Below are 11765 nucleotides of genomic sequence, written 5' to 3' on the forward strand. Positions count from 1 at the left end.
AAACGAATGCACGGCGCGCGGAAAGCGTCAGCCGTGCATAGCTTAGAAGATCTTGGGTTCGTGTGGGGCGTTCAACGCGGAGCGGCCGAGCGAGCTGCAACGGTTAAGCGAGCTCCGCCGGCTGCGTTGCCTTTCCGCGGTGGACGATGAAGCTGATCACCACGATCGTGGTCACAACCACGATGGCGGAGATGAGTTCGGTGCGGCCGCCTGCGTCGAAAAGCATGAGCAGAATGAAGCCGCCCAATGTTGCGAGCGTGAGCCACGGCAGCCACGGGAAACCCCACATGCGCACATCAGTGACCTCGCCGGAAGCGACGAGCTGGGGGTGCAGCTTGATGTAGGAGAGGATGACCATCGTCCAGATGGCAATGAGAATGCCGCCGACCGCGTTGAGCAGGAACGGGAGCAGTCCCGGCGGGTTCCACCACTGCAACACCACGGACACGAGCGCGAAAAAGATGGAAACAATGACAGCGCGCACGGGCACGCCGGCGTTGTTGGTCTGCGCGAAGTAGGTGGGGGCATCGTGGCCGCGCGCCATGGAGTACAGCAGGCGGGAGTTGCCGTAGATCTGCGCGTTGCAAGCGGACAGGAGAGCCAGCGCAATGACGACTTCCATGATCGTCGCGGCACCGGAGATATTGGCCTTGTCGAGCACGAGGGTGAACGGCGACTCCGCCGCGGAGTCAGCGCCGGCGATCTGGTCGTAGGGGAGCAGCAAAATGATCAGGAGCACGGAGCCGATGTAGAACACGGCGATGCGCCAGATGGCGGAGCGGATCGCGGCGCCGACGGCTTCCTTCGGGTTCTCGGATTCCGCGGCCGCGATGGTGACCAGCTCGATGCCGCCGAACGCGAACGCGACGGCCAGCATGGCTGTGGCGATGCCGCCGATGCCGTTCGGCATGAATCCGACACCGTCGATATTGCTGGTGCCCACGGCATCGAGGCCCGGGAACCAGCCGACTACCATGAGGATGCCGATAACCAGGAAGACAATGATGGCCGCGACCTTGATCAGCGCGAACCAGAACTCGAACTCGCCGAAGCCGCGCACGGCGGCCAGGTTGATTGCGGCGAAGAACACCACGGCGAGCAGCGCCGGAATCCACGGCGCAATACCGAACCATCCGGAGATGATCGCGGAGGCACCGGTGATTTCCACACCGATGATGAGTACCTGCATGAACCAGTACGCCCAGCCCACGGAAAAGCCGGCCCAGGCGCCGAACGCCTGGTCGGCGTAGGTGGCGAAGCTGCCGGAAGACGGACGGGACGCCACCATTTCCGCGAGCATCTGCATGATGCACACGGTGACGGCGCCGGCGATGACGTAGGCGATGATGACGGACGGGCCCGCGGCTTGAATGCCCACGCCCGTGCCCAGGAACAATCCAGCGCCGATTGCTGAACCCAGACCCATCATGGTCAGGTGGCGGACCTTCAGCCCGCTGTTAAGGGTGTTCGACATGAGTTAAGTGTAGAAACCCTGGGCACCAGCCAATAATTGGGGGTGAATTAAATGAACCGCGGCGAGAGGAAGCAGGCTTAACGACGCCTACCTGCCCGCCCCCTACACCCGGTTCCGAACCACCGGAGTGGCGCTGTGGGGTTCGTGCGTGATGGACCAGTCGGACTGCTCGGTGATGGTGCGGGCGGGAACGTAGGTCTTCTCGCTCGGATTGCGGGTGTCGTAGACGATGGTTCCGGGTTCCAGGATGACGCCGGGGCCGAGCTCGCACCGGTCGCCGACGTTCAGGTCGATGAGCCCGGCGGAGGGCCGGATGGCGCAGTCCTCACCGATGCGGATGGGGGTGCGGTTGTGGCCGTTGGTGTTCTCCGCCAAGACGAAGGCGGACAGGCCGATGTCGCTCCCGGCGCCGACGACGCAGGAGGAGAAGAGCCGCCCCTCCACCCGGGCGGGGCCGAGCGTGCCAGCGTTATACGACACTGACCCTTCCCGGTACACGCTTGTCCCCTCCGCCAGATAGGCACCCAGCCGGACGCGCTCCGCCTCTGCGATGGTGATACCGGTGGGCACGACGTAGTCCACCATGCGGGGGAGCCGCTCGATGCCGTAAACGTGGATCGTTCCGCGGGCGCGGAGGTTGGTGCGCACGTACTCGAAGTCGTCGGGCAGGCACGGCCCCTTGTTCGTCCACGCCACAGGAACAAGGTGGTCGAGGACATCCGTCATGTTGATTTCTAGTGGCTTCACCTTGCGGTGGGAGAGCAAGTGCAACCGCAGGTAGACGTCGTGCGCGTCGATCGCCGGGGCGGACAGGTCGGCGATTTCGGTGCGCACCGGCACCACCTCCACGTGCCGGTCCCTGTCCATGCCGATCAAATTGAGCAGCCGGGGTGAAAGCTCGTTGGCGCTGACGCGGCGGGTGAGGGGGTGGGTGATGTCGTCGACAAGCTGAACGCTCGGGTACCAGCTGTCCAAGACGGTGCCGTCGGCGGCGATGTTGGCGATTCCTGTGGCGCGTGCTCCTTGGGGCATGGCTGTATCGTACGTTGTTGTCCGGCAGGTAGGATCGCACACGTGAATTCCGCAGCTGACACCCCCGCACACCTGGATCTTTTCGCCGATCCGGTCGAGCTGACCAAGGCGTTGATCGACATTCCGTCGCCGTCGCACGAGGAGGAGGCGATTGCTGACGCGATCCAGTCCGCCCTCGACGCGCTCGACGGAGTGGAGGTGATCCGCCGCGGCAACACCGTCGTCGCGCGCACCCACCGCGGTCTGGATGAGCGGATCGTGCTTGCCGGGCACATCGATACCGTGCCCATCGCCGATAACGTCCCGCACCACGTCGAAGGCGACATTCTCTGGGGCTGCGGCTCCGTGGACATGAAGTCCGGCATGGCCTGCTACCTCCACGCGTTCGCCACTCTGTGCAACTCCGCCGAGCTGGCCTTCGACCTCACGCTCATTTGCTACGAGGCGGAGGAAGTCGCCGCGACCTATAACGGGCTCGCGCACCTCGAGCAGGACGCACCGGAGCTGCTGCAAGGCTCGCTGGCGCTCCTCGGTGAACCGTCCGGCGGCATCATCGAGGCCGGGTGCCAGGGCAGCATCCGCGTGAACGTAACCGCGCACGGCACCCGGGCGCACTCCGCGCGCGCGTGGCTCGGGCACAACGCCGCGCACGACCTCGCCGGAGTGCTCACCCGCGTCGCCGCGTACGAGCCGCGCACGGTCACCATCGCCGGCTGCAAGTACCGCGAAGGCCTCAATGTCGTCGGTTTGTCCGGGGGAGTAGCCACCAACACGCTTCCCGACGAAGCCTCGTTGACCGTCAACTTCCGCTTCGCCCCCGACCGCAGCCTCGCCGACGCCAAACAGCACCTCGAGAACACGTTGGCACTCGAAGACGGGCTCGAATTGCTTTACGACGACGCCGTTCCCGGCGCCCTCCCCGGCCTCGACGCCCCCGCCGCCCAGGGCCTCCTGAGCGCCGTTGGGGGTGAATTCCGCGCGAAATTCGGATGGACGGATGTGTCGAGGTTCTCTACTCTTGGTGTTCCGGCTGTGAACTTCGGGCCCGGCGACCCCGGGTTCGCCCACAAGATCGACGAGCGGTGCCCGATCGATCAGATCGGCTCGGTCGCCGACACACTCATGGCGTACCTGTCTGGCACGTCTGCGTGACCCATGCCCTGACACTGGTACTCCGCTACTGACAATCCGATACTGAAGCAGACTTAGAAGGCTTTTTACGTGGCTCCACACAAAACTCCGCGCCCGGACCGGGACCGCACACTGAGCGGCCCGATTCTGCGGCGCCACAAGGGCGGCGACGCCGATTCCCCGTCGACCTACGACCAGCGGTTGTTGCAGATGGGGCGGGCGGACCACGACTGGAAGCATGCGGACCCGTGGCGCGTCATGCGCATCACCAGCGAGTTCGTGTCGGGCTTCGACGCGCTGCATGATCTCGATTGGGCTGTGACCGTGTTCGGTTCCGCACGGCTCGGCGAGGGCACCCCGGAGTACGAGCAGGCTCGTGACTTGGGTAAAAAACTCGTGGAGGCCGGCTACGCCGTGATCACCGGTGGTGGCCCCGGATTGATGGAGGGGCCGAACCGCGGTGCGCACGAAGCGGGTGGCATGTCGGTGGGCCTCGGTATCGAGCTTCCCTTCGAACAAGGACTCAACCCCTGGGTCGACTTGGGTCTGAACTTTCGCTATTTCTTCGCGCGCAAGACCATGTTCCTCAAGTACTCGCAGGCGTTCGTGTCGCTGCCCGGCGGCTTCGGCACCATGGACGAGGTCTTCGAGGTCCTGTGCATGATCCAGACGGGCAAGGTCACCAACTTCCCGATGGTGCTGCTCGGAACCGACTTCTGGTCCGGCCTGGTGGACTGGATCCGCTCGCAGCAGCTCGCCCGCGGGCTCATCTCGGAGGGCGATGACCAGCTCTTCCTCGTTACGGATTCCGTCGACGAGGCTGTCGAGTACATCGTGAACACCCACCGCGAAATGTCGGACCCGCGGAACCTGCACAAGTACGAGAAGTGACGCAGGAAAAGGCCAGTGGACTGCCCCGCGTCATGGCCATCATCAACCGCACCCCGGACTCGTTTTACGACCAAGGTGCGACCTTCGCTTTCGACGCCGCCTTGGAACGCTGCCGGGAGGTAGTGCAGGCGGGCGCGAGCATCGTCGATGTGGGCGGTGTGAAAGCGGGTCCCGGCGACACTGTCGGCATTCAGGAGGAAATCGACCGCGTGGTCCCGTTCATCGCGGCCGTCCGCGAGCAGCTCGCCGGCATTGCGCCGGACGAGGCGGAAAACAGCGCTCCCGACAACGCCGCCGACGCTACCGCCAGGATCGACATTTCCGTGGACACCTGGCGCCCCGAAGTGGCGGAGGCCGCAGTGCAAGCCGGTGCGACACTCATTAACGACACGTGGGCCGGATACGAACCGGAGCTCATCGAGGTCGCCGGTGCACACAAGGTCGGGTACGTGTGCTCCCACACCGGCGGCGCGACACCGCGCACGCGCCCCCACCGCGTCCACTACGACGACGTGGTCGCGGATGTCATCCGCGAAACAACAGCCCTGGCCGAGCGAGCTGTCGCCTGCGGGGTCCCGGAGGAGAAGGTCTTTATCGATCCGACGCACGACTTTGGCAAGAACACCTTCCACGGGCTGGAGATTCTGCGGCGTATCGACGAGGTCGTTGCCACGGGCTGGCCGGTGCTGATGGCGCTGTCCAACAAGGACTTCATCGGCGAGACGACTGGTCGGACGGTTGGGGTGCGCGTCGCCGGCACTCTCGCCGCCACCGCGTGGTGCGCCGCCCGCGGCGTCGCCGCATTCCGCGTCCACGAGGTCGCTGAGACCATCGACGTCATCCGCACCACCGCGGCAATTCAGGGCACCGTACGTCCGCTCGACACCACCCGGGGACTCGCCTGATGATGTGCGCGAGCGGAACCGTCTCCGTCGTCATTCCCGCCCTCAACGAGGAGAGCACCGTCGCGGCCGTCGTGCGCGCGGCCCGCGCGTCCTGCGCCGACGAGGTCATCGTCGTCGACTCGGACTCCACGGACGCGACAGCCGCCAACGCCTCAGCCGCCGGGGCCACGGTGCTCAACTGGCGCGACATCGCCCCCGATATCCCCGTCCAACCCGGCAAGGGCGAAGCGCTCTGGCGTGGGGTCCGCGCCGCGCACGGCGACATCGTCGTCTTCCTCGACGCAGATGTGACCACGGTGGGGCCGGAGTGGGTGGATGGGCTGGTTGGGGGGTTCGTCGATAAGCGTGTGCACCTTGTGAAAGCGACCTATGCCCGCACGCTCGACGGTGCCCCGCGTGGCGGCGGGCGCGTGACGGAGCTGACTGCGAAACCGCTGCTGCGGCTGCTGTTTCCGCACCTTCCGCAGCTCGACCAGCCACTCGCCGGCGAATACGCCATCCGTCGCAGCACCGCACTCGAGGTGCCGTTCGTCGCCGGGTACGGCGTTGAAGCGGGCCTGCTTATCGACGTCGCCGCCCTCCACGGCCCCTCCTCCCTCACCCAAGTCGACCTCGGGCAGAGAATCCACCGCAACCGGCCTCTGTCCGAGCTGGCCGACATGTCCGAAACCGTCGCCCGGACCATCCTTTCCCGCGCCGGTGTCGCCGGTATCGGCGACGTTCCCCAACGTCAGCCATGGACGGAACTGCGGTAGCATCAGCTCATGCTGTCTTGGTTGATCCTCATCCTCGTCATCGCCGCGATCGCGCTGTTCGGCGCGTGGGTGTCCTCAGCGATCTTCGGCCGCGGTGAAGCACTGCCGCCCATGGACGAGCCGCAAGACGTCATTGCCGACAACCGCGCAGCCGTCGACGAAGGACGCTACGACGACATCGCCCTCGAAGTCGTTCCCCGCGGATACCGCCAAGACCAGGTCGACGCTCTCATCGAGCACCTGATCAGGGTGCAAGAGCGTAAGATTGGGGGAGAGTTTCCGGCGTCCGCACCCAAGGTGGAATCCCGCCTCGAGTCGGCCGGCGGAAAGCAGACAACCGAAGAGCCAAGGAGTAACACCACATGGCAGCAATGAAGCCGCGTACCGGCAACGGTCCGATGGAAGTCGTCGAAGAGAGCCGCAAAATCGTGATGCGCATCCCGTCCGACGGCGGTGGACGCCTCGTGGTGGAGCTCAACAACGAGGAAGCGGCCGAGCTCGGTCAGCTCCTCACCGATGTCGCAGCGCAGTAGAGCTGCGGGTAACATGATTCGCCATGCTCAAAGACATTGTTGATGTGCTGGCGGACCCCATTGACGGTAGTGCCCTGACGGGCGCGGACGATTTTAGCCGCCTCGTCTCCGAGTCCGGGCACTCCTACGACGTGGCCAAGCAAGGCTATGTCACGCTGGCCTCGGGAGCAGGGATCGCGCACCACGGCGACAGCCCGGAGATGGTGGCGTCGCGTGAGGCGTTCCTGTCCCGCGGCCATTTCGCGCCGTTCGTGGAGACGGTCACGGAGCGAGTCCTCGATGCTCTCCAGTGTCTTCCGCTTGACGACGTTTCTGCGACACCCCCAAGCATCCTCGAGGTCGGCGCCGGCACCGGCTACTACCTCTCCCACACCCTTGACGCGGTGGAGAATTCCCGCGGCATCGGTGTGGATATCGCCGTTCCCGCCGCGAAGCACCTGGCCAAGGCGCACCCGAACATCGGCGCTGTCGTGGCAGATGTGTGGGATGGCTTGCCCGTGCGCGACCGCTCCGTCGACGTGATCACCGTGATCTTCGCGCCGCGCAACCCGCAGGAGTTCGCCCGCGTTCTTGTCGACGACGGCGAGGTCCTCATCCTCACCCCCCAATCCGGCCACCTCGACGAACTCCGAGAGCCCCTCGGCATCCTGGGCGTCGAGGAAGGCAAGATGGAGCGCATGCTCGAGCAAGCAGCCGGCCACTTGGAGCCGGTCGGGGAGCCGGAGCTGATCGAGTTCCCAATGCACCTCGACCGCGAATCTATTGCCGCCCAGGTGGGCATGAGCCCGTCTGCGCGCCACCTCGATCCAGACGTTCTCGCCGAGCGCGTCGCTGGTCTGCCGGAGACGATGTCGGTGACCGCCCGCGCGCAGCTCACGCGGATGAAGAAAGCAGCGCGCTAGCCGCGGGTTTCGCCAGGGTAGCCCGCACGTTTGCCGCGCCCGTGACCTCGCGCTAGCCGCGGCTCCACTGGTTCACGATTTCTGCGTCGCCGTCAGCAGCGACGCGGAGCTCGCCGACGCCGTTTTCGGGCCAGAAGCGGCTGGCCAAGGTGACGGCACCGCCGCCGGCGAAGACTTCGATGGCCGAGCCGTCGACAAGCACGGAAATGTGGTCTTCGTCCTCGTCGGAAAGCTCGGCCGTGGCGGGAGAACCGTCCAATCGGTCGAGGGTGATCTGATCGCCGGAGTGGGTGATGGAAGCCGCAACGTCGCCGTTGGTGTCCAGCACCTCGACCGTCACAGACGATCCGACGGGGATGTCGCACATTCCGGTCCAGAGCTTGGCGCGTTCAGTAGCGCTCACAGCGTCGGGAAGGCCTTTCGCAGGTGTCTGGAAGAGCTCGCCGCCCGCGAGCGTGACCACTCGCGGCAGGGAAAGCGCGTTCGCCCAGCCTTCGGTCTCCCACGTGGGCTGCGCGGTCGGGTCGCCCCCGCGGCCGGTGGCGGCCAAAAGACCGAAGATGCGGGCTTCGGCGTAGCGCTCGTCGTCGGTCTGCGTGCCGCGCACGACGTTCGTGCTGCGAGGACGCGTGAAGTCGTGGCCGTGGTCGAGGCGGCGGAACGAGGTCCTCACGGTGAATTCGGTCTCGTGGAGCGTGCCCACGAGGTAGCCGGACAGGTCGCCGTCTTCGAGCTCCAAAGTGAGGAAGAGAACATCGTAGATGTCGCCGTCCTCTTCGTCCCGCAAGCGGATGATGCGGGGGGCAACGGTGACAGCATCGTCGTCGAGCCCGGTATCGCCGTTGAAGCGGAGCGGCCCGAGAAGCGACCATGAGGTGCCGTCGGAGGAATCGAGGACGACGGGAATGGGCTTTTCGGATGGGCCGCTGCTGGCCAGCATCACCCAGCCGGACTGGCCCCGGTTGCGGTCGGTGCTCTCAGTCCAGTCAGGCACGACGCAGGGGGAGCGGAACCGGGTGAAGCGTCCCATGTCTTTAACTACTGGTCCGAGGCGCCGCACACCCGTATCGATCTCGCCGGCTTCGTCGACATCGTCGCAAAGGGCCTCGATTTCGTCGATACGCGCTGCCTGGATTGTTGTTCCGGCGTTGGTGACGGATGTGAAGTAGAGGTCCGTGCCCTCCGACGTCGACACCACGGAGCCTGCGAGGACTCGGGTTTCGCCTCCGACGGGTGCGATGACGTCGTTGCACTCGTAGAAGTCGAACGGGTTCCCCTCCGAGAACTGGTGCGCCCACCGGGTGGGGGCGTCGAGCGTCGGCTCGTACTGGTAAAAGAGGTGCCAGTCGTCGCCGTCGCGAAGCATGCCTGCCGCAGCGTCGAGGATGCCTTTGTCAGCGGTGACATGCAGTTCGGGTCTCAAATTGCTCACAGTTTCGTCCTCCGGGTTACAGAAGCGACTTGTACACGTCGACGGTTTCTTGGGCGATCTTGTCCCAGGTGAATTCCTGCTTCACGCGGGTCAGACCGGCTGCGGCGAAGCGCTTTGTGGTCGCTGCGTCCTGGGCGAGCGCGTTGACGGCCGCGGCGAGATCCTTCTCGAACGCCTGCGTGTCGTCCGCGTCGTAGTGCACCAGGCTACCGGTCTCGCCGTCGACGACAACCTCCGGAATGCCGCCCACGTCAGATGCGACAACCGCCGTCTGGCACGCCATCGCCTCCAGGTTCACGATGCCCAGCGGCTCGTACACCGACGGGCACACGAAAATATCGGCCGCAGAATAAATGTCGCGGATGTCTTCCTTTGGCAGCATGTCCGTCACCCAGTGCACGCCGTCGCGCGTTTCGCGCAGCTTATCGACGAGACCCTGCGTCTCCTCCGCGATCTCCTTCGTGTCCGGAGCGCCGGCGCACAGGATCAGCTGGATGTCCGGGTCGAAGTCCTGCGCCGCTTTCACCAGGTGCGGCACGCCCTTTTGGCGCGTGATGCGGCCGACGAACGCCACGATCGGGCGCGACGGGTCGACACCGAGGCGCTCGATGACCTTGCCGTCCTTAGCGCCGTCGCCGTCGTTTGCGCCGTTGCCATTGGCGCTATTTCCGCTGTTCGCGTCAGCTGCGGCGCCTGAATCCCGCTGCTCGCCGCTCGCGTCGACGGTGGGGTACCAGAACGAGGTGTCGATGCCGTTGAGGACGACGTGGACGCGGGATTCGTCGATACGCGGGTAGGCGCGCAAGATAGCGTCCTTCATGCCGGAGGAAACGCCAATGACTGCGTCCGCGTTCTCCATGGCGTTCCTCTCGGACCAAGAGGAGACGTCGTAGCCGCCGCCGAGCTGTTCGCGCTTCCACGGGCGGTCTGGCTCGAGAGAGTGCGCGGTGACAACGTGCGGGATGCCGTGCAGCAGACCCGCCAAGTGGCCACCGAGCCCCGCGTACCAGGTATGGGAGTGCACGATGTCGACGTTGTCGGCGGCGTCCGCCATGCGCAGGCCCGTCGACATCGTCTTGATGGCGCCGTTGGCGCTCTCAAGCTCCGGGTCGACGCCGTGGACGTACACGTTCTCCTCGTCGCGGGGTTGGCCCATGCAATGGACGTCGACGGCGACGCTCTCAAGCTCGCGCATGAAGCGCGTCAGCTCTGTGACATGGACTCCCGCGCCCCCGTAAATCTCGGGCGGGTACTCGCGGGTCATCATTCCGACTCTCATGCCACCGAGAGTAGTAGCGATCGGGCACACGCGCAGGCACCCTCTGCGGTACCCACAGAGGGAGGTGGCGCGGAGCCTATTTATATGAAGTTTGCCAGAGCTTTGCTAAAGGGCAGTGCGGGGCCATCTGTTCTTACCTAGGCTTGGATGTGTGAACAACCAGCCGAATGTCCTCGCCATTGTCCTCGCCGGCGGAGAAGGAAAGCGCCTCTTCCCGCTGACCCTCGACCGTGCCAAGCCCGCCGTGCCGTTCGGCGGAAACTACCGTCTCGTCGACTTCGTCCTCTCGAACCTGGTCAATGCAGGCTACAACCGCATTGCCGTGTTGACGCAGTACAAGTCCCACTCGCTCGACCGCCACGTGGCTACCGCCTGGAATTTCTCGGGCCCGACGCACCAGTACATCGCGTCTGTTCCGGCGCAGCAGCGCCTGGGTAAGCGCTGGTACCAGGGTTCCGCGGACGCCCTGCTGCAGTCGCTCAACCTCATTTACGACGAGCAGCCGGATTACGTCCTCGTGTTCGGCGCCGATCACGTCTACCGCATGGACCCGTCGCAGATGGTCGAGGACCACATTGCCTCGGGCAAGGAATGCACCGTCGCGGGCATCCGCGTCCCGCGTAGCGAGGCCACCGCCTTCGGCTGCATCCAATCCGGCGAAGATGGCACTATCACCGAGTTCCTGGAAAAGCCCGCCGACCCGCCCGGTACCCCCGACGACCCCGAGATGACGTACGCCTCCATGGGCAACTACTGCTTCTCCACCGAGGCTCTGATCCGCGCCCTCCGCGAAGACAACGAGAACGACGAGTCCGACCACGACATGGGCGGCGACATCATCCCGTACTTCGTGGGCAAAGGCCAGGCCAACGTCTACGACTTCACCGCCAACGAAGTCCCCGGTTCCACCGAGCGCGACAAGGGCTACTGGCGCGACGTCGGCACCATCGACTCCTTCTACGACGCGCACATGGACCTCATCTCGATCCACCCGGTGTTCAACCTCTACAACAAGGCGTGGCCGATCCACTCCACCGAGGACGAGAACCTGCCGCCCGCGAAATTCGTCTCCGGAGGCATCGCGCAGGAGTCCATCATCGCGCCGGGTTCGATCATCTCCGGTTCGACAGTGCGCAACTCGGTTCTGTCCACCGATGTGCGCGTGGAAGAAGGTGCGACGGTCGAGTCGTCGGTGCTTATGCCCGGTGTGCGCGTCGGCCGCGGAGCAGTCGTGCGGCACGCCATCCTGGATAAGAACGTCTACGTCTCCGACGGCGCGACGGTCGGCGTCGACGAGGACAACGACCGCGCCCGAGAGTTCGCCATCTCCGACTCCGGTGTCGTGGTGGTGGGCAAATCCGAGGTCGTCGAGTAGCGCGCCCGCGCGGTCCGGCTGGAGGGGGCTAATGCGCCCGCGCGGTCTAGCCCTGG

At 65.3% G+C, this 11765-nt stretch carries 12 protein-coding genes; 8 read left to right on the forward strand and 4 right to left on the reverse strand.

The genetic code is table 11. The annotated features are described in order from the left end of the window. Nucleotides 1-103 precede the first annotated feature (103 nt). Nucleotides 104-1474 carry an amino acid permease gene (locus QYQ98_RS09760; RefSeq protein ID WP_302006672.1) on the reverse strand — a complete coding sequence of 457 codons (1371 nt, stop codon included), beginning with the start codon at nt 1472-1474 and terminating at the stop codon, nt 104-106. Nucleotides 1475-1576: 102 nt separating this feature from the next. Further along, complete coding sequence (locus QYQ98_RS09765; protein ID WP_302006674.1) at nt 1577-2506, reverse strand: succinyltransferase; 930 nt, start codon at nt 2504-2506, stop codon at nt 1577-1579. A gap of 42 nt (nt 2507-2548) precedes the next feature. Between QYQ98_RS09765 and dapE the strand changes: the two genes are divergently transcribed. The 7 genes from dapE to QYQ98_RS09800 all read left to right on the forward strand — a co-directional run bounded on the left by dapE (nt 2549) and on the right by QYQ98_RS09800 (nt 7623). Next, nucleotides 2549-3658 carry a succinyl-diaminopimelate desuccinylase gene (gene dapE, locus QYQ98_RS09770; protein WP_302006675.1) on the forward strand — a complete coding sequence of 370 codons (1110 nt, stop codon included), beginning with the start codon at nt 2549-2551 and terminating at the stop codon, nt 3656-3658. A gap of 69 nt (nt 3659-3727) precedes the next feature. After that, a complete protein-coding gene (locus QYQ98_RS09775; RefSeq protein ID WP_302006677.1) occupies nt 3728-4528 on the forward strand; it encodes a TIGR00730 family Rossman fold protein in 801 nt (266 codons plus the stop codon). Between the two features lie 32 nt (nt 4529-4560). Further along, nucleotides 4561-5433, forward strand: coding sequence for a dihydropteroate synthase (gene folP / locus QYQ98_RS09780; protein WP_302007762.1), 873 nt, complete (start codon nt 4561-4563; stop codon nt 5431-5433). Further along, the gene (locus tag QYQ98_RS09785) at nt 5433-6188 is read left to right on the forward strand and encodes a glucosyl-3-phosphoglycerate synthase (RefSeq protein WP_302006678.1); all 756 of its coding nucleotides are present in this window, start codon (nt 5433-5435) and stop codon (nt 6186-6188) included. Before folP ends, QYQ98_RS09785 begins: the two co-directional genes overlap by 1 nt. Before the next feature lie 9 nt (nt 6189-6197). Beyond that, entirely contained in the window at nt 6198-6563 is a 366-nt protein-coding gene (locus tag QYQ98_RS09790; RefSeq protein ID WP_302006679.1) for a cell division protein DivIVA, read from the forward strand. Further along, entirely contained in the window at nt 6551-6721 is a 171-nt protein-coding gene (locus QYQ98_RS09795) for a DUF3117 domain-containing protein (protein ID WP_087116512.1), read from the forward strand. The genes QYQ98_RS09790 and QYQ98_RS09795 overlap by 13 nt, the downstream gene beginning before the upstream one ends. Before the next feature lie 23 nt (nt 6722-6744). Continuing rightward, nucleotides 6745-7623, forward strand: coding sequence for a methyltransferase domain-containing protein (locus QYQ98_RS09800; RefSeq protein WP_302006680.1), 879 nt, complete (start codon nt 6745-6747; stop codon nt 7621-7623). A 52-nt stretch (nt 7624-7675) separates the two neighbouring features. Here QYQ98_RS09800 and QYQ98_RS09805 read toward each other — a convergent pair whose 3' ends face one another. Continuing rightward, nucleotides 7676-9055, reverse strand: a complete 1380-nt coding sequence (locus QYQ98_RS09805) for a GH32 C-terminal domain-containing protein (RefSeq protein ID WP_302006681.1) — start codon at nt 9053-9055, stop codon at nt 7676-7678. A 16-nt stretch (nt 9056-9071) separates the two neighbouring features. Continuing rightward, nucleotides 9072-10334, reverse strand: a complete 1263-nt coding sequence (locus tag QYQ98_RS09810; protein WP_302006682.1) for a glycosyltransferase — start codon at nt 10332-10334, stop codon at nt 9072-9074. Nucleotides 10335-10485: 151 nt separating this feature from the next. Between QYQ98_RS09810 and glgC the strand changes: the two genes are divergently transcribed. Next, nucleotides 10486-11709 carry a glucose-1-phosphate adenylyltransferase gene (gene glgC, locus QYQ98_RS09815; RefSeq protein ID WP_302006683.1) on the forward strand — a complete coding sequence of 408 codons (1224 nt, stop codon included), beginning with the start codon at nt 10486-10488 and terminating at the stop codon, nt 11707-11709. The last annotated feature ends 56 nt before the right edge of the window (nt 11710-11765 follow it).

The sequence above is a fragment of the Corynebacterium sp. P3-F1 genome (genome assembly GCF_030503635.1).
Classification (GTDB): domain Bacteria; phylum Actinomycetota; class Actinomycetes; order Mycobacteriales; family Mycobacteriaceae; genus Corynebacterium.

What these genes read in the sequence shown, in the direction of transcription:
- QYQ98_RS09760 (WP_302006672.1), bottom strand. Translation starts at nt 1,474, where the DNA reads ATGTCGAACACCCTTAACAGCGGGCTGAAGGTCCGCCACCTGACCATG.
- QYQ98_RS09765 (WP_302006674.1), bottom strand. Translation starts at nt 2,506, where the DNA reads ATGCCCCAAGGAGCACGCGCCACAGGAATCGCCAACATCGCCGCCGAC.
- folP (WP_302007762.1), top strand. Translation starts at nt 4,561, where the DNA reads ATGGCCATCATCAACCGCACCCCGGACTCGTTTTACGACCAAGGTGCG.
- QYQ98_RS09785 (WP_302006678.1), top strand. Translation starts at nt 5,433, where the DNA reads ATGATGTGCGCGAGCGGAACCGTCTCCGTCGTCATTCCCGCCCTCAAC.
- QYQ98_RS09790 (WP_302006679.1), top strand. Translation starts at nt 6,198, where the DNA reads ATGCTGTCTTGGTTGATCCTCATCCTCGTCATCGCCGCGATCGCGCTG.
- QYQ98_RS09795 (WP_087116512.1), top strand. Translation starts at nt 6,551, where the DNA reads ATGGCAGCAATGAAGCCGCGTACCGGCAACGGTCCGATGGAAGTCGTC.
- QYQ98_RS09800 (WP_302006680.1), top strand. Translation starts at nt 6,745, where the DNA reads ATGCTCAAAGACATTGTTGATGTGCTGGCGGACCCCATTGACGGTAGT.
- QYQ98_RS09810 (WP_302006682.1), bottom strand. Translation starts at nt 10,334, where the DNA reads ATGAGAGTCGGAATGATGACCCGCGAGTACCCGCCCGAGATTTACGGG.